General features: G+C 68.0%; 28 protein-coding genes and 1 riboswitch. Of the genes, 14 read left to right on the top strand and 14 right to left on the bottom strand.

What is annotated here, in order from left to right; translation table 11 throughout:
• Positions 1 to 106: L-serine ammonia-lyase, iron-sulfur-dependent, subunit alpha (locus tag ACR80S_RS15205; RefSeq protein ID WP_435403719.1), on the top strand; the 106-nt coding region annotated here is incomplete at its 5' end.
• Positions 107 to 135: 29 nt separating this feature from the next.
• Here ACR80S_RS15205 and ACR80S_RS15200 read toward each other — a convergent pair.
• The 5 genes from ACR80S_RS15200 to ACR80S_RS15180 form a co-directional block, all read right to left on the bottom strand.
• The gene (locus ACR80S_RS15200) at positions 136 to 315 is read right to left on the bottom strand and encodes a hypothetical protein (protein WP_435401770.1); all 180 of its coding nucleotides are present in this window, start codon (positions 313 to 315) and stop codon (positions 136 to 138) included.
• 17 nt (positions 316 to 332) lie between these two features.
• Positions 333 to 719 (bottom strand): group I truncated hemoglobin, encoded by a 387-nt coding sequence (locus ACR80S_RS15195; RefSeq protein WP_435401771.1) that lies wholly within the window; start codon positions 717 to 719, stop codon positions 333 to 335.
• Positions 720 to 809: 90 nt separating this feature from the next.
• Entirely contained in the window at positions 810 to 1,664 is an 855-nt protein-coding gene (locus ACR80S_RS15190; protein WP_435401772.1) for a DUF3034 family protein, read from the bottom strand.
• Complete coding sequence (locus tag ACR80S_RS15185; protein ID WP_435403717.1) at positions 1,661 to 3,991, bottom strand: putative bifunctional diguanylate cyclase/phosphodiesterase; 2,331 nt, start codon at positions 3,989 to 3,991, stop codon at positions 1,661 to 1,663. The genes ACR80S_RS15190 and ACR80S_RS15185 overlap by 4 nt, the downstream gene beginning before the upstream one ends.
• The gene (locus tag ACR80S_RS15180) at positions 3,988 to 4,656 is read right to left on the bottom strand and encodes a carboxypeptidase regulatory-like domain-containing protein (protein WP_435401774.1); all 669 of its coding nucleotides are present in this window, start codon (positions 4,654 to 4,656) and stop codon (positions 3,988 to 3,990) included. Before ACR80S_RS15180 ends, ACR80S_RS15185 begins: the two co-directional genes overlap by 4 nt.
• A 181-nt stretch (positions 4,657 to 4,837) precedes the next feature.
• Here ACR80S_RS15180 and ACR80S_RS15175 point away from each other — a divergent pair, with 181 nt between their 5' ends.
• The 8 genes from ACR80S_RS15175 to ACR80S_RS15140 all read left to right on the top strand — a co-directional run bounded on the left by ACR80S_RS15175 (position 4,838) and on the right by ACR80S_RS15140 (position 13,938).
• Complete coding sequence (locus ACR80S_RS15175; protein ID WP_435401775.1) at positions 4,838 to 6,418, top strand: ABC transporter substrate-binding protein; 1,581 nt, start codon at positions 4,838 to 4,840, stop codon at positions 6,416 to 6,418.
• Positions 6,419 to 6,486: 68 nt separating this feature from the next.
• Complete coding sequence (locus tag ACR80S_RS15170; RefSeq protein ID WP_435401776.1) at positions 6,487 to 7,464, top strand: ABC transporter permease; 978 nt, start codon at positions 6,487 to 6,489, stop codon at positions 7,462 to 7,464.
• The gene (locus ACR80S_RS15165; RefSeq protein ID WP_435403716.1) at positions 7,461 to 8,426 is read left to right on the top strand and encodes an ABC transporter permease; all 966 of its coding nucleotides are present in this window, start codon (positions 7,461 to 7,463) and stop codon (positions 8,424 to 8,426) included. The genes ACR80S_RS15170 and ACR80S_RS15165 overlap by 4 nt, the downstream gene beginning before the upstream one ends.
• Positions 8,401 to 9,519 carry an ABC transporter ATP-binding protein gene (locus tag ACR80S_RS15160; RefSeq protein ID WP_435403715.1) on the top strand — a complete coding sequence of 373 codons (1,119 nt, stop codon included), beginning with the start codon at positions 8,401 to 8,403 and terminating at the stop codon, positions 9,517 to 9,519. The genes ACR80S_RS15165 and ACR80S_RS15160 overlap by 26 nt, the downstream gene beginning before the upstream one ends.
• Positions 9,516 to 10,604, top strand: a complete 1,089-nt coding sequence (locus ACR80S_RS15155; RefSeq protein WP_435403714.1) for an ABC transporter ATP-binding protein — start codon at positions 9,516 to 9,518, stop codon at positions 10,602 to 10,604. The genes ACR80S_RS15160 and ACR80S_RS15155 overlap by 4 nt, the downstream gene beginning before the upstream one ends.
• Positions 10,601 to 11,374 (top strand): sulfite exporter TauE/SafE family protein, encoded by a 774-nt coding sequence (locus ACR80S_RS15150; protein ID WP_435403713.1) that lies wholly within the window; start codon positions 10,601 to 10,603, stop codon positions 11,372 to 11,374. The genes ACR80S_RS15155 and ACR80S_RS15150 overlap by 4 nt, the downstream gene beginning before the upstream one ends.
• A gap of 178 nt (positions 11,375 to 11,552) precedes the next feature.
• Positions 11,553 to 12,938 carry a serine hydrolase gene (locus ACR80S_RS15145; protein WP_435401781.1) on the top strand — a complete coding sequence of 462 codons (1,386 nt, stop codon included), beginning with the start codon at positions 11,553 to 11,555 and terminating at the stop codon, positions 12,936 to 12,938.
• Positions 12,939 to 13,062: 124 nt separating this feature from the next.
• Positions 13,063 to 13,938 (top strand): DMT family transporter, encoded by an 876-nt coding sequence (locus ACR80S_RS15140; protein ID WP_435401782.1) that lies wholly within the window; start codon positions 13,063 to 13,065, stop codon positions 13,936 to 13,938.
• A gap of 149 nt (positions 13,939 to 14,087) precedes the next feature.
• Here ACR80S_RS15140 and thiE read toward each other — a convergent pair whose 3' ends face one another.
• Both thiE and thiM read right to left on the bottom strand, forming a co-directional pair.
• Positions 14,088 to 14,705 carry a thiamine phosphate synthase gene (thiE, locus tag ACR80S_RS15135; protein WP_435401783.1) on the bottom strand — a complete coding sequence of 206 codons (618 nt, stop codon included), beginning with the start codon at positions 14,703 to 14,705 and terminating at the stop codon, positions 14,088 to 14,090.
• On the bottom strand, positions 14,695 to 15,525 hold the full coding sequence (gene thiM, locus ACR80S_RS15130; RefSeq protein ID WP_435401784.1) for a hydroxyethylthiazole kinase: 831 nt from the start codon (positions 15,523 to 15,525) through the stop codon (positions 14,695 to 14,697). The genes thiE and thiM overlap by 11 nt, the downstream gene beginning before the upstream one ends.
• Positions 15,526 to 15,560: 35 nt before the next feature.
• Positions 15,561 to 15,663, bottom strand: a riboswitch (TPP riboswitch).
• Positions 15,664 to 15,790: 127 nt separating this feature from the next.
• On the opposite strand from thiM, the gene ACR80S_RS15125 reads away from it, so the two are divergent.
• Positions 15,791 to 16,303, top strand: coding sequence for a cytochrome b (locus ACR80S_RS15125; protein WP_435401785.1), 513 nt, complete (start codon positions 15,791 to 15,793; stop codon positions 16,301 to 16,303).
• 186 nt (positions 16,304 to 16,489) lie between these two features.
• On the opposite strand, the gene ACR80S_RS15120 is transcribed toward ACR80S_RS15125, so the two are convergent.
• A complete protein-coding gene (locus tag ACR80S_RS15120; protein ID WP_435401786.1) occupies positions 16,490 to 16,960 on the bottom strand; it encodes a PepSY domain-containing protein in 471 nt (156 codons plus the stop codon).
• Positions 16,961 to 17,083: 123 nt separating this feature from the next.
• Here ACR80S_RS15120 and ACR80S_RS15115 point away from each other — a divergent pair, with 123 nt between their 5' ends.
• The 3 genes from ACR80S_RS15115 to ACR80S_RS15105 are packed head-to-tail and all read left to right on the top strand — an operon-like array spanning position 17,084 to position 19,487.
• Positions 17,084 to 17,452, top strand: coding sequence for a PepSY domain-containing protein (locus tag ACR80S_RS15115; protein WP_435401787.1), 369 nt, complete (start codon positions 17,084 to 17,086; stop codon positions 17,450 to 17,452).
• A complete protein-coding gene (locus ACR80S_RS15110; RefSeq protein ID WP_435401788.1) occupies positions 17,449 to 18,120 on the top strand; it encodes a response regulator transcription factor in 672 nt (223 codons plus the stop codon). The genes ACR80S_RS15115 and ACR80S_RS15110 overlap by 4 nt, the downstream gene beginning before the upstream one ends.
• Positions 18,117 to 19,487: an ATP-binding protein gene (locus tag ACR80S_RS15105; protein WP_435403712.1), complete on the top strand. Its 1,371-nt coding sequence runs from the start codon at positions 18,117 to 18,119 to the stop codon at positions 19,485 to 19,487. Before ACR80S_RS15110 ends, ACR80S_RS15105 begins: the two co-directional genes overlap by 4 nt.
• 203 nt (positions 19,488 to 19,690) lie before the next feature.
• On the opposite strand, the gene ACR80S_RS15100 is transcribed toward ACR80S_RS15105, so the two are convergent.
• Positions 19,691 to 20,035 carry a hypothetical protein gene (locus tag ACR80S_RS15100; protein WP_435401790.1) on the bottom strand — a complete coding sequence of 115 codons (345 nt, stop codon included), beginning with the start codon at positions 20,033 to 20,035 and terminating at the stop codon, positions 19,691 to 19,693.
• Between the two features lie 208 nt (positions 20,036 to 20,243).
• Here ACR80S_RS15100 and gloA point away from each other — a divergent pair, with 208 nt between their 5' ends.
• Positions 20,244 to 20,777 carry a lactoylglutathione lyase gene (gene gloA / locus ACR80S_RS15095; RefSeq protein ID WP_435401791.1) on the top strand — a complete coding sequence of 178 codons (534 nt, stop codon included), beginning with the start codon at positions 20,244 to 20,246 and terminating at the stop codon, positions 20,775 to 20,777.
• Positions 20,778 to 20,798: 21 nt separating this feature from the next.
• On the opposite strand, the gene ACR80S_RS15090 is transcribed toward gloA, so the two are convergent.
• The 5 genes from ACR80S_RS15090 to ACR80S_RS15070 all read right to left on the bottom strand — a co-directional run bounded on the left by ACR80S_RS15090 (position 20,799) and on the right by ACR80S_RS15070 (position 26,782).
• Entirely contained in the window at positions 20,799 to 21,536 is a 738-nt protein-coding gene (locus tag ACR80S_RS15090) for a DODA-type extradiol aromatic ring-opening family dioxygenase (RefSeq protein ID WP_435403711.1), read from the bottom strand.
• 93 nt (positions 21,537 to 21,629) lie between these two features.
• Positions 21,630 to 22,052, bottom strand: a complete 423-nt coding sequence (locus tag ACR80S_RS15085) for a DoxX family protein (protein WP_435401793.1) — start codon at positions 22,050 to 22,052, stop codon at positions 21,630 to 21,632.
• An 87-nt stretch (positions 22,053 to 22,139) separates the two neighbouring features.
• Entirely contained in the window at positions 22,140 to 23,057 is a 918-nt protein-coding gene (locus ACR80S_RS15080; RefSeq protein WP_435403710.1) for a LysR family transcriptional regulator, read from the bottom strand.
• A 15-nt stretch (positions 23,058 to 23,072) separates the two neighbouring features.
• Positions 23,073 to 24,242: a lipocalin-like domain-containing protein gene (locus ACR80S_RS15075; RefSeq protein WP_435403709.1), complete on the bottom strand. Its 1,170-nt coding sequence runs from the start codon at positions 24,240 to 24,242 to the stop codon at positions 23,073 to 23,075.
• Positions 24,242 to 26,782: an FtsX-like permease family protein gene (locus tag ACR80S_RS15070; RefSeq protein WP_435403708.1), complete on the bottom strand. Its 2,541-nt coding sequence runs from the start codon at positions 26,780 to 26,782 to the stop codon at positions 24,242 to 24,244. The genes ACR80S_RS15075 and ACR80S_RS15070 overlap by 1 nt, the downstream gene beginning before the upstream one ends.

The following is a 26,782-nucleotide window of genomic DNA, read 5'->3' as shown; positions in this document are numbered from 1 at the left end:
CCTGGACAAGGTGATTCGCACCATGCGCGATACCGGTGCCGACATGCAGGCCAAGTACAAGGAGACCTCCCGGGGCGGGCTCGCCGTCAACGCCATCGAGTGCTGAGCGCGGGCAGCCGCACGGGAAAGACTCCGCTACCAGGGCGATGCCCGCCCGGTCAGCCAGCTCTTGAGGCGCTCGGCAAGGCGGTTGACGATCAGGTAGAGGCAGGGCAACACGAATAGCGTCAGCAGCATGGAAATGGAGAGGCCGCCCACCACGGCCAGGGCCAGGGTGCCGGCGGGAAGGAGGTTGAGTTGCCATGGAACCAGCATATCAAAAGAGAGCGGCGTCACTGCAGGCGCATGATGTCTCCATGGAGCCGCGCCAGCCTACCCAGCAACTGGTTGCGTGCCCCGACCGGTACCTCCTGGTGGATCAGGGCGTCCTGCATATGCTGCACCACCGCGTTGAAGTGGGCATCGGTCAGGCCCATGTGCTGGTGAGCCCTGTCCATGGGTGGCCCCTCGTAGCGGCAGGGGCCGTTGGCGATGTCACAGAGCTGTTCCTTTAGGGAGGCGACGAAAAGGTCGATGTTGGAGTTGGCGAAGAAGATGACGATCTCGGGGTCATCGGCCAGGCGCAAGGTGAAGTCCTCGACGATGTCGGTGATGCCGGCCTCACCGCCTAGCCGGGTGTAGAGGCTTTCCTGTTGACTGGTGGGGGCACAACCGGTCATTAGGAATAAAGCCAGCAGAGCTGGCAGGAGTGGCCTCGTCGCACGACTGAATGGCTCCATGGGTTACCTCGATAGGTCAAATGCGATAGATCAGAAGGCGACCTGGAGCGACAGGTAGCCGCCTCCTTGATCGTCCAGGCCGGCGATGCTGCCCAGGTCCAGCCATGCCCCGGTCAGGGAAACATGCTTGTTGAAGAAGAAGGCCGTGTAGAGGCTCTGCCAGTCATCTTCACCGGCGAAGTCCAGGTTATCGGGTTTCTGGCGGTATTCTGCGCCGACCACCCAACTGGGTGACAGGAAAAGCCCCAGCGACCCCTCGGCGACCAGCGAGCGAGAGGCCTTGCGGTCGCCTCCGAAGCCGAGCAGGCCGCCCTGGTTCGCCTTGGTCGAGCGCAGGGTCAGGTTTGCCAACAGGTTTCGCCCCGCCAGAGCATCGAAGAACAGCTTGCTCCCGGCGAGATAGACGTCATTGCCGCGGGTGTCCCTCGCACCCACTGCCAGGGGCAGTTGGCCATCGACCAGCTCCTTGTGCTGAACGCCCAGGCTCCAGATGCCCCAGGGGTGATAGAGCACATCGCCCAGCAGCTTCAGCTTAAGGCCAAGGATGTCCTGATCGAGCTGCCCACCCAGGGTGTCGAGCCCCAGGCGCTGTCGAGCGTAGGAGACTTCCATGCGGTCGTTCCAGTTGGTGGCGATGCCGCTGACGTCCAGGCGATAGTCGTCCAGGCGCGCCGCCGTTCTTGTCGTTGTGATGGACCACTCCCCCTCGCTGGCGGTGCCGGTCAGCACCCCCCACGGCGATAGTCCGCCGCCGGCGGCCCCTTCCACGGCAGTCACGCCACCCGTGCCGAGCAGGCGGCTGTCCGCGGCGGCGGGGTTGACGACGGCTAGCAGCAATGCCAGGCCAAGGGCCAGGGCGGTCAGGGTGGGCAGGCGATAGATCACAGGGCGACTCCTGTGTGATCGAGTCGGTGCGCACGTGCCCAGCTCAGCAGGTCATTCGGTGGCAAGGGGCGCGAAAAAAGATAGCCCTGCAGGAGATCGCAACTCAGGGCTTCCAGCAGGGCCCGAGAAGCGGACGTCTCCACGCCCTCGGCGACGACTTCGAGCCCCAGGTTGTGGGCCAGCTCGATGGTCGAGCGCACGATGATCTCGTCGTCGGGGCTCTCGTCGAGTCGCAATATGAAGGATTTGTCGATCTTGAGCTCCTGGACCGGCAAGCGCTTCAACTGAGCCAGCGAGGAGTAGCCGGTCCCAAAGTCGTCCACGGCGATGCGCAGTCCCGTCTCGCGCAGGCGGTTGAGCTGCTCGCGGGCGTGCTCCGGGTCCTGCATGATGGCGCTCTCGGTGATCTCCAGGCGCAGGCGGGAGGGGGCTAGCTCGTGCAACGCCAGACAGTCGGCGATACGGACGGGGAGGCCAGGGTCGTTGATGTCCTGGGCGGAGAGGTTGACGGCGACTGCCAGTGCCATGCCTTCGGCTTCCCAGGCCGCGAGCTGTGCGCAGACGGTCTCCAGCATCCAGGCGGTCATGCCGTGTATCAGACCCGAGCGTTCGGCCAGGACAATGAATTCATCGGGGGGAACGAAGCCCAGCTCGGGATGCCGCCAGCGCATCAGTGCCTCCACGCTGACCAGTTGACCGCTGAGCGTCTCGAGCTGTGGTTGGTACACAAGGGTCAGCTCGCCATTCCGGGCGGCGCCTTGAAGGTCACGCACCAGGGTGAGCTGGCGCAAGTGGAGTTCGTCGAATCCCTCCACATAGCACTGGTGCGGCTGTCGGGCATGGCGGGCCATGTCCAGAGCGATCTCGCCGCGCCTCAGCAGCAGGGCGGCGCTGTCACCATGCTGCGGATGGCGAACCTCGCCGATAGCGAGCGTCAGGCGGATCGGGGAACCCTGCATGTCCATGGGGGCGTCCAGCCGCTGATGGAGATTCTCGATCATTCCCGCATCGGCAGCGGGCGTATCTATGATCAGCAGGAATTCGTCGCCGCTCAATCGATAGGACCCCATCCGGGGGGGCGGTACCGCTTCCAGGCGTTCCGCCAGGGTACGCAGTGCTTGGTCGCCGATGTCATAGCCAAAGGTGTCATTGATGGCACGAAAACCGTTCACTGACAGGCGCAGCAGGGTGAACGGCTGTGGTGATGCGATAAGGTCGTCGATATCCTGCTGTGCAGAGTGGCGGTTGCCCAGGCCGGTCAGCTGATCATGTCGCGACTGGAAGAGCAGGGTGTGCTCGCGGCGGTCGATATCCTGCTGCATCAACATCAGGGTGTCCGCCAGCAGCCCGACTTCGCCGCTCTCCGTTACCGGTCGCGTGGTCAGCCGTTCGCCGCGGCCGATTCGTCTTGCGGCATCGGCCAGCGTCGTCAGCGGGCGGGCCATACGGCGAGCGCTGAGTGCCGCGACCAGCGCCGTCAGGGCCAGTGCGAAGGCGAAGATCGCCAGCAGCTGCCAGCGCAGCTCGCCGTAGACCGCCATCAGGGCAGCACGGGACTGCTGGGCGATGGCATAGACGCGTCCTCCTTCGCCTTCGTGAAGCAGGCTGGCGCGTGTTAGGTAGTCGCCCTGGTCATCATAGGCGCTATGGTCGAGGTAGCGGCCTTCTAGCAGTGCGCTTTCCAACGTCCCCAGCCTTGCCTGCTGCGCGGGGGGAAGAGGGGAGGCGATAAAGAGCGTGGTGCTGGCGTCGCCCAAGGCAAGCACACTGGCTTCCAGGCCAGTCAGGTCGCCGATTTCGCGGGCGAGGGCATCGTCCAGCAAGAACCCCATGCCCACCCAGCCGATCAGGCCAGGGGCGCGAACCGGTAGCAGAACGACCTGGTAGGGGCGGCCTGCCTCGATGACCACCTGCACACTCTCTCCGGTGTCGCGGGCATATTCCCAGAGTTCAGGATAGGGAAGGGGGATACCTGGAGAATGATGGCTGCTGGCCAGAAGCTCGCCACTCGGAGCTGCCAGGAATACCAGATCGGCACCGGCACGGTCACCGTGGTTGGCCAGCACACTCTGTAGCGTCGGGGTGTCCTCGGTGGCGACGGCACTCTTGAAGCCGAAGTCGTTGGCAAGTATTGACACGTTGTGGCGGAGGCGGGCGCCACGCTCGATGAGTAACTGCTGCATGACATCCAGCCCTACCGACAGGTCATGGCTGGCTTTCTCCTGGACGTCGCGCTGCAGGGTGTTGAGGGTGGCGCCGGCAGTCACCAGCTGGGCCAGCATGACCACTGACAGCATCACCAGCAGGAGACGACGACGAAAACTCATTCTTGCTCCCGGTACTCGAGCGCCTGTCGAAATCGCTGCTGCAGTGCCGAAGGCTCGGGCGGGGCAGGGGGCGTGGCACGCAGTTCGAGGGCCACGGAGTAAGGCTCGCCAGCGGTGATCGTCCCTTCCCACCACGCCAGATGCGTATCCTCCAGATGCGGATGCCAGATCCGCAGCGTATGGGTGCCGGGTGGCAGGTCCGCCAGCGACACATGGCCATCGGCGTCGGTCATGGCCATGGTAGGAGCATCACTGACCACGATGAAGGCACGCATGTGGTCGTGGATGTTGCACCCCAGTACCACCACGCCGGCCCGATCAAAGGACACCGGCGGCGGGGTCTCCTGTAAGTAGAGCTCCAGCTCGAAGGTCTTGGCGGGAGAGAAGGAGAAAACATGGTGGCGTGTGGTGTCGCGGTTGGGAAAGCTCACTCGGCTTTCCCTGGGTACCAGCGACACGTGAGGGATGAAGGTGGCATCACGCTGGATGATGTCGTTCTCTGTGTCGGGCCGTGAGGGGCCGGGGTGATTTACCTCTACCACGGCATCGACTAGCGGGGAGCCGTCACGGGCATCAACCACCTGAAGGCTGGCCGCCCAGGCCGGAGCGGCGCCCACCAGCAGTAGTAACCATAGAAGTCCAACCATGGGGCTGCGATCGACCATCAGCGGAAGGCTCCGGAAAGAATCGTGTTAAGCGGATGCTAGCACGAGGCAGCGTTGACGGAGGGAGAGTCAAAACAGCGCTGAAAATCTGTTCCGGCGGGGTGCTTTCCTTCTCGTCTACGTTATGGGAGAACCTGTTCAGGGCATGCGCCCATCAAACGCTTGAACGAGGAACAACAAGATGCTCAGGAAGACACTGCTCGTTACCGCCGTGGCGGCCGCCATGGTCGCCTCCGCTGCCCATGCCGAGACCCTGCGCTGGACCCGCTCCGCGGACAGCCTGACCATGGACCCCCATTCCCAGAACGAGGGGCCGACCCACTCGGTCAACCACCAGATCTTCGACACCCTCATCTACCAGGACATGGACGTGGAGTACCAGCCGGGCCTGGCCACCGAATGGTTCGTCCACGGCGACGACCCGCACATCTGGGTGTTCAAGATCCGCGAGGGGGTGACCTTCCACGAGGGCCAGGGGCTGACCGCCGACGATGTGGTTTTCTCGCTGAACCGCGCGCGTCACGAGCACGCCGACATGCGTGGCCTGCTCACCTCCATCAAGGAGGTGCGCGCCGAGGATGACTATACGGTGCACGTGGAGACCCACGACCCCAACCCGCTGCTGCCCAACAACCTCACCAACCTGTTCATCATGAGCCGTGAATGGGCCGAGGAGCACGGCGTCGAGGAGCCCCAGAACTACGCCGCCGGCGAAGAGACCCATGCCGTTCGCAACGCCAATGGCACCGGCCCCTTCCGGGTGGTGAGCCGCGAGCCGGACGTGCGCACCGTCTTCGAGCGCAACGACGACTACTGGGGAATCGACCACTACCCCATGGAGATCACCGCGCTGATCTTCACCCCCATCGAGTCGGCGGCCACCCGCGTGGCGGCGCTGCTCTCCGGCGAGGTGGACTTGCTCCAGGAGACCCCGGTGCAGGACATCGAGCGCTTGGGCAACGCCCCGGGCCTCAAGAACGAGCAGGGCGCCGAGAACCGCACCATCTTCCTGGGCATGGACCTGGCCTCTGCGGAGCTGCGCAGCGCCGATACCGACGACAACCCCTTCGCCGACCGCCGGGTGCGTGAGGCGATCGACCTGGCCGTGGACCAAGGCACGATCCGTACCGCGGTAATGCGTGGCAACTCCGAGCCCGCCGGGATGATCGCGCCGCCCTTCGTCAACGGCTACTCCGCAGAGCTCGACGAGGTCGTGCCCTCGGACATGACCCGCGCCAACGAGCTGATGGCCGAGGCCGGCTATGGAGACGGTTTCCGCGTCACCCTGCAGTGTCCCAACGACCGCTACGTCAACGACGAGCAGATCTGCCAGGCGGTGGTCAGCATGCTGGCGCGCATCGGCATCACCGTGGATCTGATCGCCCAGACCCGCTCGCTGCACTTCGCCGAGCTGGCCCGCGAGGAGTATGATTTCTACATGCTCGGCTGGGGCGTGCCGACCATGGACTCCGAGTACGTCTTCAACTACCTCTACCACACCAAGGAAGGCGACCGCGGCAGCTGGAACTTCACCGGCTACTCCGACGAGCGGGTGGATGAGCTGACGGTGGCCATGGGCCAGGAGACCGATGAAGAGACGCGCAACGAGATGATCAGTGAGGCCTGGCAGATTGTGCACGACGAGATCGTCTACATCCCGATCCACCACCAGATGCTTACCTGGTCGATGCGCGACGATATCGACTTCAAGGTGCAGAGCGAGAACACGCCGCACTTCAAGTACCTGAAGTTCAACGACTGATTCGTTGGTAACGCCCAAGCCCCCCGGCCGCCACAAGCGGCCGGGGGGCACAACGTTATGGACACCTCATGCTCGCTTTCCTGATCCAGCGCGTGCTGCAGGCCATCTTCGTGATGTTCGTGGTCGCGCTCATCTCCTTCTCGCTGTTCCACTACGTCGGCGACCCGGTGCTCAACATGCTCGGCCAGGAGGCCACTGAGGCCGACCGTGAAGCCTTGCGCGTCCAGCTCGGGCTCGATCAGCCGGTGGTGGTGCAGTTCTGGCAGTTCGTCGTCAATGCCGCCCAGTTCGAATTCGGTATCTCCTACCGTTCGGCCCGCTCGGTCAGTGACCTGATCCTCGAGCGCCTGCCGGCCACCCTGGAGCTTGCCATCATCTCGGCGATCTTCGCCGTGGTCATGGGCATCGTGCTCGGCATCTACACCGCCATCCAGCGCGGCAGCTGGCTGTCTAAGTTCATCATGACCGCTTCGCTGATCGGCGTGTCGCTGCCCACCTTCCTGATCGGCATCCTGTTGATCTACCTGTTCGCCGTGGAACTGGGCTGGCTGCCCGCCTTCGGCCGCGGCCAGGTGGTCGAACTGGGCTGGTGGAACACCGGCTTGCTCACCGCCAGTGGCCTGAAGTCGCTGATCCTGCCGGCGATCACCCTGGGGCTCTTCCAGCTGACGCTGATCATGCGCCTGGTGCGCGCCGAGATGCTGGAGGTGCTGCGCACCGACTACATCAAGTTCGCCCGGGCCCGGGGGTTGTCGAAACGGGTGGTCAACCTGCGCCACGCGCTGAAGAACACCCTGATCCCGGTGATCACCATCATCGGCCTCCAACTCGGCACCATCATTGCCTTTGCCATCATCACCGAGACGGTCTTCCAGTGGCCCGGCGTGGGGGCGCTGTTCATCACCGCGGTGCGCTTCGTCGATGTCCCGGTGATGGCCGCCTACCTGATGATGATTGCCCTGGTGTTCGTGATCATCAACCTGATCGTCGACCTGCTCTACTACGCCGTGGACCCGCGCCTGCGCGTGCAGGGAGGTGCCGAATGAGCCAGGATGTGCAACGCACAGAAGCGGCAGTCGTCGTGTCGAAGCCGCCGGGTGCCCTGCGGACCTTCCTGGCCAGCGACATCGTCTACTCCTGGAAGCGCCAGCCGGTGGTGATACTCGCCACCGTTGTTACCCTGGTGATGTTCGCCGGGGCCCTGTTCGCCCCCTGGATCGCGCCCCAGAACCCCTTCGACCCGCGCCAGCTGGAGCTGATCGATGCCTTTACGCCGCCGCTGACCACCTCGGACTTCACCGGTAACTTCTACCTGATGGGCAGCGACAGTCAGGGCCGCGACGTCTTCTCGGCGATCCTCTACGGCTCGCGAATCTCGCTGCTGGTGGGATTCGCCGCGGTGCTCTTCGCCCTGGCGCTGGGCACGGCACTCGGCCTGATGGCGGGCTTCCGCGGCGGCTGGCGCGATGCCCTGATCATGCGCATCGCCGATGTCCAGCTCACCTTCCCGTCGATCCTCATGGCACTGCTGATCTTCGGCGTGATCCGCGGCTTCCTGCCGCGCTCCATGCACGCTGAGGTGGCGATCATCGTGCTGATCGTGGCCATCGGCCTCTCCGACTGGGTGCAGTACGCCCGCGCCGTGCGCGGGGCGACCATGGTGGAGAAGGGCAAGGAGTACGTGCAGGCTGCCCGGGTGATCGGCCTGCCGGATCACCGCATCCTCTTCCAGCACATCCTGCCCAACGTGATGCGCCCGGTGCTGGTGATCGGCACCATTGGCCTCGCGCTCGCCATCATTGCCGAGGCCACGCTGTCGTTCCTGGGGGTCGGTATGCCGGCTACCCAGCCGAGCCTGGGGACCCTGATTCGGGTCGGCCAGGACTACATGTTCTCGGGAGAGTGGTGGATCCTGCTCTTCCCCGGGGTCGCCCTGCTGCTGCTGGCGCTCTCCGTCAACCTGCTGGGAGACTGGTTGCGTGATGTCCTCAACCCCAAGCTCAGATAATAAAAGCTCCGATAGCAAGAGCGGCGCCGGCCAAAAGCCGGATGGCGCCCAGGAACCCGTGCTCAGCCTGCGCCACCTGCGCGTGGAGTTCCCCACCCGGCACGCCATCCTGGTGGCGCTGGACGACATCTCCTTCGATATCGCCCCCGGCGAGGTGCTGGGTGTGGTGGGGGAGTCCGGCGCCGGCAAGTCGATGACCGGCAACGCCGTGATCCGCCTGCTGGAGCCGCCCGGTCATATCGCCGGCGGCCAGGTGCGTCTCTCCGGTCGGCGCATCGACGACCTGGCGGAAGACGACTTCGTGCCGCTGCGCGGGCGGCATATCGGCATGATCTTCCAGGACCCGCTGACCAGCCTCAATCCGCTGTTCTCCATCGGCGACCAGCTGATGGAGACCCTGCGCACCCACTTGCCGATCGGCGAGAAGGAGGCCCGGGAGCGGGCCCTGGCGCTGCTCACCGAGGTGGGCATCCCGGCACCGGCGGCGCGGCTTGGCGCCTATCCCCACCAGTTCTCAGGCGGCATGCGTCAGCGGGTGGTGATCGCCCTGGCGCTCGCCGCAGAACCCGAGCTGATCATCGCCGATGAGCCCACCACGGCGCTGGATGTCTCCGTCCAGGCGCAGATCCTCGCCTTGCTCAAGCGGGTCTGCGCCGAGCGCGGCGCGGCAGTGATGCTGGTCACCCACGACATGGGGGTGATCGCCGAGACCGCCGATCGGGTCGCGGTGATGTACGCTGGGCGGCTGATCGAGATCGGCCCGGTGAACGAGGTGATCCGCCACCCGCAACACCCCTACACCGAGGGGCTGATGGCCTCCATCCCGGGCCTGGCAAAGCGCCGCGAGCGGCTCTACCAGATCGAGGGGGCCATGCCGCGCCTGGCGGCGATTCCCGAGGGCTGCGCCTTCAACCCGCGCTGCCCCCACGCCACCGAGCGCTGCCGCACCGAGCGCCCCGAACTGCTGCCGGCCGGCGCCGGCCAGGCCGCCTGCTGGCTGCATGACCCGGATAATCCGCTGCCGCGCCGCGACGCACTCAGCCAACGGCAGGACGAGCCAGGTGAGGAAAGCCCCAGGGAGACAGCGCGATGAGCCGGAGCCAACCCCTTCATAGCGGGTCTCGCCAGACCGGGTCTCGCCAGACCGGGCCGATCCCGACCGCCGAGAGCGGCGAGGTGCTGCTGGAGGCGACCGACCTGGCGCGCCACTTCGATGTCTCCAAGCCCTGGCTCAACCGGGTGCTGGAGCGCGCCGATAAGCTGACACTGAAGGCGGTGGACGGGGTGAGCCTGACCATTCGCCGCGGCGAGACCGTCGCTCTGGTGGGGGAATCCGGCTGCGGCAAGTCCACGGTGGCGCGGCTGATCGTCGGGCTTTATGGCCTGACCCGCGGCCGGCTCGTCTTCGACGGCCAGGACATCAGCGACCTGGCCGGGCGCAGCGGACGCCAGGCCGCCCCGATCCGTCAGCGCTTCCAGATGATCTTCCAGGACCCCTACGCCAGCCTCAATCCGCTGTGGCGGGTGGGCACCATCATCGGCGAGCCGCTGCGCTTCTTCCGCCCCGAGATGGGCGGTGCCGACCGCCGCCGTCGGGTGGGCGAGCTGCTCGAGCAGGTCGGCATGTCGCCGGCGGATGCGCTGCGCTACCCCCACGAGTTCTCCGGCGGCCAGCGCCAGCGCATCTCCATCGCCCGGGCGCTGGCCAACGAACCGGAGTTCATGGTCTGCGACGAGCCCACCTCGGCGCTGGACGTCTCGGTGCAGGCGCAGATCCTCAATCTGATGAAGGACCTGCAGCAGCAGTACGGGCTCACCTATCTGTTCATCAGCCACGACATGGCGGTGGTCAAGCACATGGCCGATCGCATCGCAGTGATGTACCTGGGCCGCATCGCCGAGATCGCCCCCGCCGACCAGCTGTTCGCCACCCCCCACCATCCCTACTCGCGGATGCTGCTGGCGGCGGTGCCTTCGCTGGAGGGCGAGGGCCGCGAGCGCACCATGATCGAGGGGGAGGTGCCGAACCCCGTGCATCCGCCCTCGGGCTGCGCCTTCCACCCGCGCTGCCCCCATGCCGATGCGCGCTGCAGGGCCGAGGTGCCATCGATGATCGCGCGAAGCGACGGCAGCGAGGTGGCCTGTCACGCGGTGGAGGAGGGGCGTATCGCCTCATGACGGCGCTGTTGGAGGCGCTCTCGCCTCTGTCTGGCGGCGTCAACGGCGTGCTGGTGCTGGTCTCGGCGTTCACTTCGGCACTGACCGCCGCAGTGGGCGTGGGCGGCGGGCTGCTGATGATCATGGCGCTGGCCCAGGTGATGCCGGCGGCGGCGCTGATCCCGGTGCATGGCATGGTGCAGTTCGGCTCCAATGCCGGGCGCACCGTGCTCACCTGGCGTCACGTGGATCGTACCCTGCTGGCGGCCTTCCTGCCCGGCGTGGTGCTGGGCGCCCTGGCCGCGGCCTGGCTGCTGGTGCGGCTGCCGAGCGGGGTGCTGGAGCTGTGCATCGCCGCCTTCGTGTTCTATTCCTGCTGGGGGCCGGGGCTGCCCAGGCGGGCCCTGGGGCGTGTCGGCACCCTGCTGGCCGGTGCGGTGACCACCCTGCTCTCCAGCCTGGTGGGGGCCAGCGGCCCCATGGTGGCGGCCTTCATCAAGCAGGGGGCCGAGGGGCGGCTGGGCAAGGTGGCCACCTTCTCCGCCTGCATGAGCGCCCAGCACCTCACCAAGGCCTTCGTGTTCGGGGTGGCCGGCTTCGTGTTCCGCGACTGGCTGGCGCTGATGCTGGTCATGGTGGCCTCGGGCTTCCTAGGCACCTGGCTGGGTCTGCGCCTGCTGCACCGGCTCTCCGACCACCGTTTCGATACCCTGTTCAAGTGGGCGCTGACCCTGCTGGCGCTGCGTCTGACCTGGCTGGGGCTGGCCCGCCTGCTGGGCCAGGGCGGCTAGCCGCGAGCCCCCCTTGCGCACGCTGTCGGCATGGCGAGGGCCAAGAAAATTGTGAAAGCGCATAAGAATCGCCGCCTTTCCTGCCCTGGCGCCCTGTACAGTAGGAATTTCCTGTTCATAATGCCTAGTGAGGTAGTGCCGCCTGTTCGGCACGCAGGGGAACGCAGAGGGAACGCAGATGGTGACCGCAACCATAATCAGAATCCGGCGCCATGGCATCGGCGCTATCGTGCTGCTGGCGTGCCTGGCCATGTCCATGGCCACCACGACCTCGGCCCAGGCTAATCCACGCTACGCCGCCATCGTGGTCGACATGGAGAGTGGCGAGGTGCTGCACGCCGTAAATCCCGACGAGACCCGCTATCCGGCGTCTCTGACCAAGATGATGACGCTCTACCTGCTGTTCGAGAAGCTGGAGAGGGGTGAGCTGCGTCTCGATTCGCCGCTTCAGGTCTCCTCCTATGCGGCGTCCAAGCAGGCGTCCAAGCTCTACGTGAAAGCCGGTTCGACCCTGCCCGTGGAGACCGCCATCCAGGCACTGGTCATCCGCTCCGCCAATGATGTGGCGGTGGTAGTGGCCGAGGCGCTGGGCGGCAACGAGGCCAACTTCGGTCGGATGATGACCGACAAGGCGCGGCAGCTGGGGATGCATCGCACCACCTTCCGCAACCCCAACGGCCTGCCCGATGCCGCTCAGACCACGACGGCCCGGGACATGGCGACCCTGTCGATCCGGCTGATGCAGGACTTTCCCCAGTACTATCACTACTTCTCCCAGACCCGCTTCACCTGGAATGGCCAGACCATCACCGGTCACAACCGTCTGCTCGGCAGCTACCCCGGGGCGGACGGCATGAAGACCGGCTTCATTCGCGCCTCGGGCTTCAACGTGGCCACCTCGGCGGTACGCAACGGACGCCGCCTCGTCTCGGTGGTGATGGGGGGCTTCACCGCGGCTTCGCGGGATACCCACATGGCCGACCTGCTCGACCGCGGCTTCGTGCGTGCCTCGCTCTATGGTCGCGGCGACTGGGTCGCCCAGGCGGACTTCTCCGGCGACCGCATGAGCATGGAGGGTGCACCGGCGGCGCCGGCCCGTCAGCCCGAGATGCAACTGGCCAGCCGCTCGGCGCCCGAGCCCGTCCGTCAACTGGCCAGCCTGCCGGCCCCGGAGCCGCTGCCCTCGGCCCGGCCCTCGCTACCACAGACCGCCCAGGGCTCCGCCAACGACCCGATCCGCGAGCTGATGACCCGCGCGGAGCCCTCCGCCGCCCAGCGCAGCGAGACCCTGCATCGGCTCGAGCCGGTGGGGTCAAGCGCCAGCTGGGGCGTTCAGGTCGGGGCCTTCTCCAATCCCGATAACGCGCGCCAGCATGCCAGCCGCGCCGCCGACCGGCTCAGCCAGGATCTCTTCAATGCCCGGGTGGATATCCACGAGGTGAGCGGCACCCAGGCCCTCTTTCGCGCCCGACTGGTCAACCTCGACGAGAACCAGGCCTATCGGGCCTGTCGCAGCCTGGCCAGCGAGGGCATGGACTGCATGGTGATCAACGCGAGCCTCTGAGCCCTTCAGCACGGCCTTGCCGCCCGCCGGCAGAGCCGCTAGCCTCGCACGACAACCACCCCGCCGGCCTCTGGTCGGCGGGGTGGTGTTTTTGGGTCAGCGTGAGGGTCCACAGGGAGGAGATATGTCATCGTCATTCAAGGGGATCGGGTTCATGTGCCTGGGCGTGCTCTGCCTGGCCATCGGCGACGCCATCGCCAAGTGGCTGGGCGAGGTGCACTCGCCGCTGCAGATCATCTTCTTCCGCACCCTGGTCTCGCTGCCGATGATCGCGCTGCTGGCTCACTTCGGCGGCGGCCTGCGCAAGCTGCGTACCCGGCGCCCCGGGGTGCACCTGCTACGCGGGCTGATCTACACCGGCACCATGTTCTGCTTCGTGCTCGGCCTGACCCTGCTGCCCCTTGCCGAGGCCACCGCCATCGCCTTCGTGGCACCGCTGTTCGTCACCCTGCTCTCGGTGCCGCTGCTGGGCGAGCGCATCGAGGGGCCGGTACTGGCGGCGTCGCTGGTGGGCTTCGCGGGGGTGCTGATCGTGGTCCGCCCCGGGGGCGCGGCCTTCGACCCCGGCGCCCTGGCGCTGATCGGCGCGGCGGTCTTCTATGCGCTGATGATGATCACCGCGCGGCGCTGGGGCAGCAGCGAGCACCTCTGGGCCATGGTCTTCTACATGACCCTGGTGCCGTTCCTGCTGACCACCCTGGCGCTGCCCTGGGTGTGGCAGACGCCCCACCCCTGGCACTGGCTGGCTTTCCTGGGCTCGGGGTTGTTCGGCGTGGGGGCCACCGCTTTCATCACCCTGGCCTTCCGCCATGCCCCGGCGGCCATCGCCGCCCCCTTTGACTACAGCGCCATGCTCTGGGCGGTGCTGCTGGGCTGGTGGTTCTGGGGCGAGATGCCGGATATCTGGGTCTTCGTCGGCAGCGCCCTGATCATCGGCAGCGGCCTGGCCATTGCCTACCGGGAAGGCCGCACGTCGCTCAAGCGCCGGCCGACCTCCTGAACAGGAGGCCTACAAACGACTGCGCTGAGCCATGCTGTGTTGAAATCACACTCAAAATGCTCATTTACAGCTCGTAAACTCCGCTTTTTCGTCTGATTTCGCCTTGCCTGACCTTCGCTCGTAACGTTTATAAACCTCCTCTTTTGTCCTCATCTTTCGGTGAAGATGAGGCGCGCCGCGGCCTCCGGGTCGGAGCGGCCGCAGATCGCCGAGATCACCGCCAGCCCACCGGCGCCGGCCTGGCGCACCGCCATCGCGTGCTCGGCCTTGAGCCCGCCGATGGCCACCGCCGGCAGGGGGCTGGCCGCCACCAGTGCGGCCAGCCCCGCGAAGCCCAGCGGCTCGGCGTGGTCGTGCTTGCTTGGGGTGGCGAACACCGGCCCCAGCCCCAGGTAGTCGAGGCGCTCGGCATCCACCCGGGCGAGCTGCGCTGGGGTCTGCACCGAGAGGCCGAGCAGGGCGCGCTCGCCCAGCGCCGCGCGGGCGGCGGCTACCTCGCCGTCGTCCTGGCCGATATGCAGGCCGTCGGCGCCGCTCTCCAGCGCCACCGCCAGGCGGTCGTTGATGATCAGCGGCACGCCGCTGCCGGCCAGCGCCGCCTTGAGCCGCCGGGCCTGGTCGATCATCTCGTCATCAGAGGCGTGCTTGTCGCGCAGTTGCACAACCGTCACCCCGCCGCGCACCGCGGCCACCACGGTCTCGATCAGGCCATGTCCGGCGCACAGGCCGGGGTCGGTGACGAGATACAGGGAGAGATCAAGTCGCATCGGTCATCTCCAGTCGCAGGCGACCCCTCAGGGTGTCGCCGTCCAGGGCATGCAGGGCGTCGAGGAAGGCCACGGCGAAGCTCCCCGGGCCCCTGGCCGCCTCGCCGGCCAGCTCCCCGGCCGCGGCGTAGCAGGCCAGGGCCGCCACGGTGGCCTCGAAGGGGTCCTCGGCGCCGACCAGGAAGGCGGCTACCACCCCGGTCAGCGAGCAGCCCAGGGTGGTGACCCTCGGCATCAGCGGGTGGCCACCGTGCACGTACGTCAGGTGCCGGCCGTCGGTGACGAGATCTACCTCGCCAGTCACCGCCACCACGCAACCGAGTCGGCGGGCCAGGCCGATGGCGGCCTGCTCGGCGGCCTCGGCCGGGTCGCTGCTGTCGACGCCGCGCCCGCCGGCCCCGCGGGCCCCGCGGGCCTCCAGGGCGATGATCTCCGAGGCGTTGCCGCGAATCACCGTGGGCAGGCGCTCCAGCAGGCGCGCCCCGGTCTCACGCCGGTAGGCGGTGGCACCTACCGCCACCGGGTCCAGCACCCAGGGCTTGCCGGTCAGGCGGGCTGCCTCCGCGGCCTCGATCATGGCGTCGACCCAATGGGGCGAGAGGGTGCCGATATTGACCGTCAGGGCGTCGGCGATGGCGGTGAATTCGGCGGCTTCCTCCCGGGCATGCACCATGGCCGGCGATGCGCCGATGGCCAGTAGCACGTTGGCCATGGTGTTCATGGCCACCAGGTTGGTGATGTTGTGGACCAGCGGGGCACGCGCGCGCACCCGGGCCAGGTGGGCGGCGGGGTCGAGCGAGGGGAATTTCGTATGGGACATGCGGCCTCCCGGGCGCGGGAGGTGCAGGCAGGCGGAGCCTCGGCTGCACGACTCCCTACGCCGGCATTATCCGGGTCAGGTGCCAAGGGTGCCTCTCAGCCGCGGCAGCTCTCCACCGCGGCGCCCCTGTCGTCATGGCACCACTATCCCCGCCGGCCGGACGGCTGTAAAGGCCGCAGATGAATGGCGCATGAACGCGCCTGTCAGCCTGTGGACAGGCGCCGCGTCGTACAAGGATCACGTTACCCACAGAGGAGTGATCACGATGAACTGGCTCGATTCCGAACAACGCTACGGCGTCGTCTCCCGCCTGGTCCACTGGGCCATGGTGCCGTTGTTGCTGCTGATGCTGGTCAGCGACTGGTGGATGGATGCCCTGAGCAAGAGCAGCGCCATGGGTCTGCACAAGAGCATTGGCCTGCTGTTGCTGGGGCTGCTGGCCTTCCGCCTGGTCTGGCGCTGGATCAACCGCGGACGCCTGGCACCCCCCGCCCACTGGCAGTGGGCGGCCTTGCTGGGCCACCTGGCCCTCTATGGCCTGCTGGGGCTGATCCTTGTCTCCGGCCTGCTGGCCGCCGTTGGCAGCGGACACGGGGTGGCCTTCTTCGGCCTTCCGTTGGTCCCCGCCGGGGCGGAGATCGAGTGGCTGGAGGAAGCCTTCGAGGAGGTGCATGAGGTGGCCGCCAACCTGCTGTGGCTGGTGATCGGTGGACACGTGGTGGCGGTGCTGGGCCACCAGTGGCTGTTCGCCGACCGCACCCTGCAGCGCATGACCTGAGCGGTACGCGGTTCGGGGCTGCGGCCTCGAACCGCGTTGCATCGCAGCATTTACAAACGGCAAACGGCAAACGGCAAACGGCAAACGGCAAGAGGCAAGAGGCCCGGAGCGGTAGTGGCGCCCCGGGCTTCTTCTCTTGCTGTTAGTGTTGCTGCCTGGTCTTTCGGTGGCTGGTCTTTCGGTGGCTCAGTCGCGCTCGACCTTCACCAGCTCCCGCTCGCCACGTCGGGTGGTCACCTCGAGTTCGCGGCCGCTGTCATCGCGCCCCTCGATCTCGATCAGGTCATCGCGATCGATCTCGATCTCCTCGAACTCGGCCATGCCCTCGGCCACCGCGACCTCCATGGCCAGGCGGATGTCCGCCTCGCTCATGCCCCAGGGGCCGTCGTCTCTCCGCTTGCGTTCCTCCTCTAACAGCTCACCGCTCTCCAGCGAGAGCCGCACCTCGGCCTTCCACTCGTCGTCCAGCCAGCCCTCGATCTCCACCTGGCCGCGCTCCTTGCCCTCGATCTCCAGGTAGTGGGTGAAGCCGTAGGCGGCGCCTCGCTCCAGCACGGCGTCGAGGCTGCCCACGGGGAGGGTGTCCTCGGCCTGGGCGGCGGTGGCGCCCAACGCCAGGGTGGCGAGGGAACCGGCAATCAGCATCTTGATGGTCATGGGAACAACTCCTTCGGTTGGGTACCTCGGTCGGGTACGCCACCTTTGTATCACCCGCGACCTTGCCGGGGGCTGACAGCCTCGTTCATGCTGCATTCATCTTCCGGCTGGCAAGCTCTGTCCATGACTCGATGCCTGCTGTTTCCTCGCCTCTTGCCTCAGGGCCGCGCCGCAGTTCTCGCCCTGGCGCTGCTGATCGCCCTGGCCTGCCTGCCCCTTGCGGCGGCGGGCGACGACGACTGGTACGACCTCCATGAGCGGGTGAGCCGCGGCCAGCTGGTCCCGATGTCCGAGATCCTCGACTGGCTGGAGGCCCACTACCGGGGGCAGGTGCTCGAGGTGGAGCTGGAGCGTGAGAAGGGTCGGCTGGTCTACGAGGTCGAGATGCTCGGCCCCCGCGGTCAGCGGGTGGAGTTCGAGTTCGATGCCGCCAGCGGCGAACTGACCGGCATCGAGGGGGTCGGCATCGACGACATGAGGCGCCGCCCATGAAGGTGCTGCTGGTAGAGGACGATGCCGCCCTGGCCGAGGCGCTGGCCGAGGCGCTGGCCGGGGGCGGGGTGCTGGTCGAGCGAGCGTCCAGCGGCGGCGAGGCTGACTTCCTGGTGCGCACCGAGGTCTATGACGCCTTGATCCTCGACCTGGGCCTGCCCGATGGCGACGGCACCCGCTGGCTCGGCCAGTGGCGCGAGGACGGCATCGCGCTGCCGGTGCTGGTGCTCACCGCCCGCAGCCGCTGGGCCGACAAGGCGGCGGGGTTCTCGGCGGGCGCTGACGACTACGTCACCAAGCCCTTCGAGACCGCCGAGGTGTTGTTTCGACTGCGCGCCCTGGTGCGGCGCAGCCACGGCCATGCCCATCCGGTGCTGCGCATCGGCGAGCTGGCCTTCGATACCCACACCGGCAGCGTGACCCGCGCCGGATGCCCGGTGAGCCTCACCGCCCAGGAGGCGCGGCTGCTTGCCTACCTGGCCCACGCCGCGCCGCGGGTGGTCAGCCGCAGCGAGCTGGCCGAGCACGTCTACGACCGCGATCACGAGCCCGACTCCAACGTCATCGATGTCCAGGTCAGTCGGCTGCGCCGCAAGCTGGGGGCGGCGCACATCGAGACCCTGCGCGGGCAGGGCTACCGGCTGACGGGCGGCGACAGCACCCCATGAGCCGCCTACCCTCGCTGGCGCGGGCCTCCCTGGCCACCCGCCTGCTGCTGGCCGCCCTGCTGGTGATCCTGGTCTCGCTGCCCCTGGCGGGCCTCGGCCTCGGCCACCACTTTCGCGCCTCCACCACCGCCGCCTTCGACGAGCGCCTCGAGGCCCTGCTCAATGTGGTCATCGTCGAGGTGCGCTACGACGCGCTGGAACAGCGGCTCCGACACGAGCGCTCGCTGGGCGACCCGCGCTTCGAGCAGGTCTTCTCCGGTTGGTACTGGCAGGTCAGCGACGGCGCCGAGCGGTTGCTGGCGTCGCGCTCCCTGTGGGACCAGCGGCTGCCGGTGGTGCCGGCCTCAGGCCCCGAGGTGCGTGATGTCATGGGGCCTCGCGGGGTGCCCCTGCGCCTGATCGAGCGCGATATTCGCCTGGCCCCCCTCGAGAGACCGCTGCACGTCAGCGTGGCGCTCAGCCGGGAGGGGCTGGACGCCGAGCTGGCCGGCTTCACCCGCCTGCTGGTGCTCTCCCTGCTGGGGCTGGCCCTGCTGCTGCTGGTCGCGCTGGCGGCCCAGGTGCGCTGGGCCCTGGCGCCGCTGCGCCGGCTGCAGGGTGACCTGCGCGACGTCGAGAACGGCGAGGCCGAGCGGCTGGACACCCGGCTGCCCGGTGAGCTGTCCCGGCTGGCCGGCGCCATCAACGGCGTGCTGGAGCGGGATCGGCGGCTGATGGAGCGGGCCCGCCACGCCGCGGGCAACGTGGCTCATGCGCTGAAGACGCCGGTGAGCGTGCTGACCACCCAGGCCGATAGCTTCGAGGAACCGCTGCGCCAGCGCATGAGGGCCGAGCTCAGACGCATCGACGAGGCCGTGCGCCACCACTTGGCGAGGGCCTCCGCCGCGGGCGATGCCGGGCTGCATCGGCCGAGCCGCTGCCTGGAGGTGCTGGCGCCGGTGCTCGAGGGGCTGGGTCGTCTGGCCGAGCGGCGAGGCATCCGCCTCAGCCATTCGCTGCCACCCGAGCTGATGCTGCGCATGGACCCCCAGGATCTCCAGGAGCTGGTCGGCAACCTGCTGGAGAACGCCCTGCGCTGGGTGGCGACCACGGTCATCCTGAGCGGCGGCGAGGAGGGGGGCGCGTGCTGGATCGAGGTGAGCGACGATGGCCCCGGCATGAGCGAGGCGCAGCGCCATCAGGCCATGGCGCGTGGGGCGCGGCTCGACGAGCAGGAGCCCGGCAGCGGCCTGGGCCTGGCCATCGTAGCCGATCTGGCCGCCCTGTATGGAGGCCGTCTCGCGCTTGGGCGCTCACCGCTGGGCGGGTTGGCGTCTCGGGTCTGGCTGCCGGCAGGGCCGCTATCGAAGGCTCAGGGCGCCACCTGAGCCGCGCCCAGGAAGCGCTTCTGCCAGTAGGCGATTTCCACCAGCGCCGTTTCCACTCGACGACCGCAGCCCGGGGCGTGGATCATCTGGCCATCGCCGCGGTGGCTCGCCAGGCGATTGGGCGGGGCAGGAGAGGCATGCGGTGAACTCCGCTGAGTCGGACATGCCTCTACATTAGCCCCTGCCACTCGGCTCGGGAAGCCTCAGCGAAAGGCGATGCGGGTGCCATTGGCGAGCATCTCGTCCGGCGTCAGCGCATGGCCCGGCACGCCGATCATCTCGTCGCCGCACTGGTCCGACCAGGTCAGCACGCCGTGGGTCAGGCCGATCCCGCCGAGCTGGTCGCGGATCTCGCCGGTGCCAAGGAAGGTCAGGGTATGCCCCGCGGCATTTGAGAGCTCCGAGACGCCGGTGCCATGGTGGAGGCGCACCGTGTAGATGCCATCCATGGACTCCACCTCGACGATGGGCGAGAAGCCCTGGGAGAGGGCGCGGGCCAGCTCCTTGAGGGTGATATGGTCACTCAGCTGGTAGGCATGGGCAGACATGGGGAATCTCCGGGCTCTGGGTGTTGGCGTTATTGTACAGCAATTGTAGAACTAATTTGCCGATGTTACCGCGATTATTTCGTGAACCGAGCATTTTCTTTTATTTTATTTATATTTTGTACAAGATCCGTTTCGCCATGACTGGAAAACTCCCGCCGCTGTCTCCATGCTCAGAGGAAGATTCTTCTTTTGCAGACAGGAGTTGCCCATGAGCTTCCAGGGTGAGCAGCACCCCGGCGTCCAGACCCCCACCGCCGATTCCGCAGGCTTTCGCCTCAACCACACCATGCTGCGGGTGAAGGACCCCGCGAAGGCGCTGGCCTTCTATACCCGGGTGTTCGGCATGCGGGTCGTGCGTCGCCTCGACGTCGAGGAGATGCGGTTCTCGCTCTACTTCCTGGCTAGGCTAGAGGAGGATGACGCGGTACCCGAGGCTTCGGACGCGCGCACCGTCTGGACCTTCAGCCAGACGGGGCTGCTGGAATTGACCCACAATTGGGGCACCGAGAACCAGGCCGACTTCGCCTACCATGACGGCAACGCCGAGCCCCAGGGCTTCGGCCATATCTGCTTCAGCGTGCCGGACCTCGCGGCCGCCGAGGCCTGGCTCGACGCCAACGGCGTGGAGTTCGTCAAGCGCTCCGACCAGGGCAAGATGAAGAACGTGGTGTTCGTAAAGGACGTCGACGGCTACTGGATCGAGGTGGTCGAGCCCGCGAGGATGGCCGGCAAGGCGGATTGATACCGACAAGCACCTCGGCTTTCACCCAAAGGCATAGACATCCATGGCCAGCACGCCGTGCTCGACGCTGTGGTGCAGGCGCTCGGCCTTGCCGCCGGCGCCCATGGCGACTAGTAGCGGCTGGAAGTGTTCCGGGGTGGGGTGATTCTCGCGGGCCTTGGGGGCGGCGGATTCCCAGTCGAGCAGGGCGTCGCGGTCATCGGCTTCCAGGCGGGCATGCGCCCAGTCGGCGAATTCGCCGACCCAGGCGGGCATTGGTGCCGCCAGGGCCTGCAATTCCATCAGGTTGTGGGTCAGGCTACCCGAGCCGACCACCAGGATGTTTTCCTCCCGCAAGGTGGCGAGCTTCTCGCCCAGGGCCACCAGCTCGGCGTTGCTCCACGCTACCGGCAGCGACAGCGAGACCACCGGCACGTCGGCTTCAGGGAACATCAGCGACAGCGGCACCCAGGCACCGTGGTCCAGGCCGCGCTCGACGGGCACGGCGTTGAGTTCGCGGGCCAGGCGCAGAGCCAGTTCCGGCTCGCCGGGCGCGGGGTACTGGACTTCGAAGAGCGCTCGGGGGAAGCCGCCGAAGTCATGAATCGTCTCCGGTCTTTTACTGGTGCTGACCAGCAGTTGGCGGCTTTCCCAATGAGCCGAGACCACGATCACGGCGCGGGGCTTAAGAGTTTGGCCGAGCTCGCGCAGGAAGTCGTGGGCCGATGTTTCGGTCAGGGCCAGCATGGGCGAACCGTGGGAAATGAAGAGGCTTTGCATGACAACGCTCCCGTAAAAGGGGTGCGCCTGCCCGGGGTGGACAGACGCAGGGTGGTTTTCAGTTTTCAGTTTTCAGTTTTCCGTTTTCAGGGCTCAGGCGAAGCGGCGGTTGAGGACCAGGCTGCCGCTGCCGAGACCGGCCTGTACCAGCAGGGCGAGGGCCCAGAACACCGGGAATTCCCAGCCGCCGCCTTCGTTGGAGAATACCCAGCCGTTGCCGAGGTGGACCCAGGCGGCACCCAGCAGCACCGGTACCAGGGCGAGGCTCACCCAGCGGGTGAATAAGCCGAGGATCAGCGCCAGGCCGCCGCCGACTTCAGCGAGGATGGTCAGGTAGGCGAGAAAGCCGGGCAGGCCCAGGGACTCGAAGTAGCCCACGGTGCCGGGCACGGTGAAGAGGAACACCTTCATCAGGCCATGGGCCAGGGTCATGACGCCTAGCGCGATGCGCAGCAAGGCGATGGCATGGGGCTGCAGGGTCTCGGTGTGGGTCGCTGAAAGGGCTTGAGTGGTCATGGTCGTAATCTCCGTCGGGGTAGGTGTGTGTTGATGGTGATCACTCTATACCCGGCCCATGCGAAGATAATCTGGCCTATATGAAAATCATTGTTGCGTAATTTGCGACAGTCCCATGTCGCGCTCCCAGGCCGGCGGGTCGCCCCAGGCCTCGGCCAGGAAGTCGAGGAACAGTTCAATCTTGGCCGGAAGGTGGTGGCGCGCCGGAAAGACCCCGTGGATACCCAGGTTGACCGGCGCCTCCTCGGTGAGCAGCGGCACCAACCGGCCACTGCGGATGCTCTCGGTGATCAGGAAGCTCGGCTGGTGGGCGATACCAAGCCCGGCCTCGGCCGCCAGCGTCAGGACGTCGCCATTGTTGCTGTCCAGCGGTCCCTGCACCGCGAGGCGATGCCCGCCGAGTTGCCAGTCGGTACTGCCGCCGGTGCGATAGCGTAGGCAGCGATGTTCGGCCAGCGCCTCCAGGTTCTTCGGTTCGCCGTGCTTGACGAGATAACTCGGCGAGGCGCACAGCAGCAGCCGGCAGCGGGTGAGGCGGCGGGCCACCAGGCTCGAATCCGGCAGCTCGCCGATGCGGATCGCCAGGTCGTAGCCTTCCTCGAGCAGGTCCACCCGGCGGTCGTTGAGATCGAGGCGTACTTCCAGGGCCGGTTGTTCGACCATGAAGCGGACGACCAGCGGGGCCAGGTGGCGTGTGCCAAAGCTCATCGGGCCATTGACCCGCAGCCTGCCACGGATCTCGCTGGCGCCCTGTACGACTTCAGTTTCGGCTTCCTCCAGGGCCTGCAGGATGCCCTGGGCGCGGGCCAGGTAGCGTTCACCCACCTCGGTGAGATGCAGCCGCCGCGTGCTGCGCTGGATCAAGCGTACCCCCAGGTGGGCCTCGAGCTGCATCACCAACCGCGACACCCGGGTGCGCGACAGGTCCAGCGACTCGGCGGCGCGGGTATAGCTGTCCAGTTCGGCGACGCGCACGAAGGCGGTCATGGCTTCCAGCAGGTTCATTTCCGCTCCATGGTGTCAGTAGCCCGTCATCTCCAGATAGCCCATGCCAAGGGTTTCTCCGCCTTCGAAATCGCGGGCGACCACCTCGCCCTCCCAGTAGGGCACCGAGGTATCCATCCAGCGCTCGGCGTGGGGCGCCTCCACGATCAGGTCGAGCCGTTCCGAGGGCACCTCCAGCCGCCAGCGGGTGGGCACCCCGCGGCCCGCCACGGTCGAGGTTGCCAGCGGCGTGAGGGTCAGGTCATCCGGGGCAAGGGGGCTGGGCTCGCCCCGGGGGGTGATCCAGGTGCCGGAGCGGTAGTCGCCGCCGGCCTCGCCGCCGCCGCGCAGTTGGAAGGCCATCAACCGGTGGCCGTCTTCCAGGTGCAGCGAAAACCAGTCCCAGCCCGCCTGCTCGGGGCCCAGCAGCTGGCTGCTCCACTCCCGGTCGAGCCAGCCCTGACCGCTGACCTCATGGGTCTCCCCCGCCAGCACCACCTCTCCCTCCACCTGCCAGAAGGGCTGGCTGACATACATCGAGCCCTGGCCGTCGGCGGACTTCTGGCTGAAGCCGGCGTCACCGTGGCGCACCAGGGGGCCCTCGGCGGTGAGCGCGAGGCGGTAGCCGACACGAGACTCGTCCTCGCCGTGGAAGGCGGTGAGGGTCAGTTGCTCGAAGGTGTCGGCGTCGGGGTCTTCCACCCGGGTGGCCAGTTCCCAGTCGTCGAGCCAGGCACGGAAGGGCTGGGCCACGGCGCCGGCCTGGCCGCTGTCATCCGCTGAGTGGCTGCGGGCGAAGCGCTCGGCCACCGCATGCTGCTCGCCCCGGGATACCGCCAGGTGCGCCATCCACAGCTGGTCGGCGACCCAGTCGCCTGGCGCCAGGCGCTCGGTCGACGGTGTCTCCTTCGGTGGGGCTAGGGCCTGGCGAAACAGGGTCCACTGCAGGCCCAGCGGCTCGCCGGTTTCGTCTTCCAGGTTGGCGGTGAGGTACCACCACTCGATGCGGTAGTCCGGATGGGCGCCGTGATCCTCGGGAAAGCGCAGCGGCGTGCCGGCACGGGCCTGGGCGTAGCCCTCGGCGCTCTCGCCCAGGCCGGCGAAGCCCGCCCCGCCGCCGTCGGGCGGCGTCTCTCCGCACCCGGCCAGTGCTAGAAGAGACGTCATCAGCAGGGTGGCGAGCCGTGGTCGCAGGGCAGGGCGCATCACGAAGCCTCCTCGGCCAGCAGGGCCCGGGGCGGCGTACGCCACAGGCGCAGCACCGGCAGGGCCGCGGCGGCCAGCGCCACGACCACGGCGGTGGCCAGGGTCAGGGCGATCTCGCCGGGAAAGAGATGCAGCGGCAGGCGCCAGCCGAAGGCCGCCACGTTGACCACCGCCACCAGTCCCCAGGTGATGGCGATGCCCAGTGGAACCGCCAGAAGGCCCACGGCCAGGGCCGCGCCGCCCAGCTGGGCCAGCTGGAGCTGCACCAGCCGTGCCCGGGGCACCCCCAGCGCCCACAGCGGCGCCAGCCGTCGGCGGCGCTCCCCGGCCTGGGCGAGCAGGCTGGCCAGCAGCGCCAGGGCCGCCACGCCGAGGGTCAGGGCATTGAGCGCCCGGGTGATGGTAAAGGTGCGCTCGAAGATGCCGGTGGCGATGCGCTTCACCTCGCGCTGGTCCAGCAGGCTGTCGCTGCCCAGGGCGAAGGCGTCGGTCAGCTCAACGGCCAGGGCCGCGTCGTCGGCGCCACTGGCCAGCACGATGCCCAGCGAGCCGGGCGGTGCGCCGAAGCGCTCGGCCAGGTGCGGTGCGGCCAGCAGCACCTCGCCGCGGGGATTGCCGTAGTCCGGGTAGATCGCCGCCACGGTTATCCGGGCCTCGCCGCCCGGCGCCTCCAGGCGCAGTCGGTCTCCCGGGACGATGCCCTCGGCCACTGCCAGCTGCTCGTTGACGAAGGCCGCGCCGTCGCGAAAGGCCGCCCAGGCCGACTCGCGCCCGTCCCAGGTGGCGGCCAGCGGCCAGCGCGGGGTCAGTGTCTCGCCGGGAGTAATGGCGTAGAGCCCCACCGGCAGGCGGCGCTCCCGCGGTTGGCTTGCCTCTCCATCGCCTCCCCCTGCGCCGCCGGGTTCGATGGCCAGCAGTCGGGTCTCGCTGCGCCGAGTGGCCAGGCGCTCGGCCACCTCCGGGCGCTCGGTCAGCCAGTCGTCGATCGCCGCGAACTGTTCCGCCGGCGGGCGCAGGTAGAGGTCGGCCACCAGGCGCTGGTCCAGCCACTCCAGGAAGGTCAGGCGGAAGCCGCCTACCATGCTGCTCACCCCCAGGTTGGCGGAGAGCGCCACCAGCAGCGCCATCATGGCCAGCGACAGCCGAGGCAGCTGCAGCTGCAGGTCGGCCAGGGCCCACTGGGCCAGGGGACGACGCCTGGCCAGGTGGGTCAGGCCGGCCAGGACGGCACCCAGCAGCGGCGGCAGCCACAGGGCGCTGGCCAGCAGCAGGGCGCCGACGAGGCCGAAGCCGGCCACCAGCCCCTCCCCTGGCGGTAGACGGGAGAGCCAGGCCGAAAGCGCGAGGCCGATGATGGCCGTCACGCCGCCCGCGGCGGCCATCAGTGTCAGCTGGCGCCGGAAGCCCGCGCGCCAGGCCTGGGCCTGCCCCAGCCCCAGCACGCTGAGCCGCGCCGCCCGCCACAGCACGCCGCTGCCGGCCAGCAGCAGGCCGCCCAGGGTGACCGCCACGCCGCCGGCCCAGTAGTGCCAGGGCAGGCTCAGCTCGGCCGCCACCTCGGCGCCGTAGAGGCTGCCCAGGGTGGCGGCCACGTCGGGCAGCAGCGCCCGGGCCAGCCACACCCCACCGGCGATGCCGGCCAGGGCGCCGAGCAGTCCGAGGAGCATCAGCTCCAGCGCCAGCGCCGCCACCAGGGCGCGGCCGGAGACCCCCAGGGCGCGCAGGGTCCGCAGCATCCCCAGGCGCTGCTCCAGGGCCAGCCCCAGCGACGCCTGGACGATGAACAGCCCCACCACCAGCGCCAGCAGGGCCAGGGCAGTGAGATTGAGATGAAAGCTCTCGGTGAGCTGGCCCGGCGAGACCAGCACGTCGGCGCGGGTCAGCGCCAGCCCCGGTGGCGCCTGGGCCAGCGCCCCCGGGGCGGTGACGAGTCGGGTGATCCGCTGGCCGCTCGCCAGCAGCTCGGCCGCGGCGGCGATGTCCATCACCAGGGTGTCTGGCGGCAGCGAGGGGGCCAGGGTCAGCGGCGGCAGCGGGCGGCCATCGGCCAGCCGAGGGGTGGCACCCTCGGCCTCGGCCCTGGCCAGGTCGAAGGCGGCCAGCGCATCCGGCGCCAGCCGCGTCTGCCAGGGCGGCGAGAGGAAGCCAGTGAGTTCACCCGGGTTTGAGGAGGAAGAGCTGCCGGCGGTGGCGAGGCCGCTTTCCCCGGGCAGGGTCAGCGGGTCGATGCCGATCAACGTCAGGCGGGTGCCGTCCGGCGCTTCAAGGGTGCCCTCCAGCAGCGGCGAGACGGGCACCCCCGCCCGGCGCAGGGTCAGAAAGTCATCCCGGGTCAGCGCCTCGCCGTCGCGGCGCTCCAGGCGGTCCAGACCGGTGGAGAAGAGGGACTCGGCGCGGGCGTAGCTGTCCCGGGCCGAAGCATTGATCGCCTGGACCCCGCTCCACAGGGCGCTGGCCACCCACAGGCCCAGCAGCAGCATCACCAGCTGGCCGGGGTGGCGCCGGTAGTGGGAGAGCAGGGTGGCAAGGGTGGTGAGCAT

This window comes from Halomonas salsilacus, from assembly GCF_051216275.1.
Lineage (GTDB): Bacteria > Pseudomonadota > Gammaproteobacteria > Pseudomonadales > Halomonadaceae > Halomonas.
Note: the sequence above shows the minus strand (reverse complement) of the source record. Positions and strands in the feature narration are given on the sequence as shown.

Coding starts and splice junctions, on each gene's coding strand:
- ACR80S_RS15200 (WP_435401770.1), bottom strand. CDS start 315: ATGCTGGTTCCATGGCAACTCAACCTCCTTCCCGCCGGCACCCTGGCC.
- ACR80S_RS15195 (WP_435401771.1), bottom strand. CDS start 719: ATGACCGGTTGTGCCCCCACCAGTCAACAGGAAAGCCTCTACACCCGG.
- ACR80S_RS15185 (WP_435403717.1), bottom strand. CDS start 3,991: ATGAGTTTTCGTCGTCGTCTCCTGCTGGTGATGCTGTCAGTGGTCATG.
- ACR80S_RS15180 (WP_435401774.1), bottom strand. CDS start 4,656: ATGGTCGATCGCAGCCCCATGGTTGGACTTCTATGGTTACTACTGCTG.
- ACR80S_RS15175 (WP_435401775.1), top strand. CDS start 4,838: ATGCTCAGGAAGACACTGCTCGTTACCGCCGTGGCGGCCGCCATGGTC.
- ACR80S_RS15170 (WP_435401776.1), top strand. CDS start 6,487: ATGCTCGCTTTCCTGATCCAGCGCGTGCTGCAGGCCATCTTCGTGATG.
- ACR80S_RS15165 (WP_435403716.1), top strand. CDS start 7,461: ATGAGCCAGGATGTGCAACGCACAGAAGCGGCAGTCGTCGTGTCGAAG.
- ACR80S_RS15160 (WP_435403715.1), top strand. CDS start 8,401: ATGTCCTCAACCCCAAGCTCAGATAATAAAAGCTCCGATAGCAAGAGC.
- ACR80S_RS15155 (WP_435403714.1), top strand. CDS start 9,516: ATGAGCCGGAGCCAACCCCTTCATAGCGGGTCTCGCCAGACCGGGTCT.
- ACR80S_RS15150 (WP_435403713.1), top strand. CDS start 10,601: ATGACGGCGCTGTTGGAGGCGCTCTCGCCTCTGTCTGGCGGCGTCAAC.
- ACR80S_RS15145 (WP_435401781.1), top strand. CDS start 11,553: ATGGTGACCGCAACCATAATCAGAATCCGGCGCCATGGCATCGGCGCT.
- ACR80S_RS15140 (WP_435401782.1), top strand. CDS start 13,063: ATGTCATCGTCATTCAAGGGGATCGGGTTCATGTGCCTGGGCGTGCTC.
- thiE (WP_435401783.1), bottom strand. CDS start 14,705: ATGCGACTTGATCTCTCCCTGTATCTCGTCACCGACCCCGGCCTGTGC.
- thiM (WP_435401784.1), bottom strand. CDS start 15,525: ATGTCCCATACGAAATTCCCCTCGCTCGACCCCGCCGCCCACCTGGCC.
- ACR80S_RS15125 (WP_435401785.1), top strand. CDS start 15,791: ATGAACTGGCTCGATTCCGAACAACGCTACGGCGTCGTCTCCCGCCTG.
- ACR80S_RS15120 (WP_435401786.1), bottom strand. CDS start 16,960: ATGACCATCAAGATGCTGATTGCCGGTTCCCTCGCCACCCTGGCGTTG.
- ACR80S_RS15115 (WP_435401787.1), top strand. CDS start 17,084: ATGACTCGATGCCTGCTGTTTCCTCGCCTCTTGCCTCAGGGCCGCGCC.
- ACR80S_RS15110 (WP_435401788.1), top strand. CDS start 17,449: ATGAAGGTGCTGCTGGTAGAGGACGATGCCGCCCTGGCCGAGGCGCTG.
- ACR80S_RS15105 (WP_435403712.1), top strand. CDS start 18,117: ATGAGCCGCCTACCCTCGCTGGCGCGGGCCTCCCTGGCCACCCGCCTG.
- ACR80S_RS15100 (WP_435401790.1), bottom strand. CDS start 20,035: ATGTCTGCCCATGCCTACCAGCTGAGTGACCATATCACCCTCAAGGAG.
- gloA (WP_435401791.1), top strand. CDS start 20,244: ATGAGCTTCCAGGGTGAGCAGCACCCCGGCGTCCAGACCCCCACCGCC.
- ACR80S_RS15090 (WP_435403711.1), bottom strand. CDS start 21,536: ATGCAAAGCCTCTTCATTTCCCACGGTTCGCCCATGCTGGCCCTGACC.
- ACR80S_RS15085 (WP_435401793.1), bottom strand. CDS start 22,052: ATGACCACTCAAGCCCTTTCAGCGACCCACACCGAGACCCTGCAGCCC.
- ACR80S_RS15080 (WP_435403710.1), bottom strand. CDS start 23,057: ATGAACCTGCTGGAAGCCATGACCGCCTTCGTGCGCGTCGCCGAACTG.
- ACR80S_RS15075 (WP_435403709.1), bottom strand. CDS start 24,242: ATGCGCCCTGCCCTGCGACCACGGCTCGCCACCCTGCTGATGACGTCT.
- ACR80S_RS15070 (WP_435403708.1), bottom strand. CDS start 26,782: ATGCTCACCACCCTTGCCACCCTGCTCTCCCACTACCGGCGCCACCCC.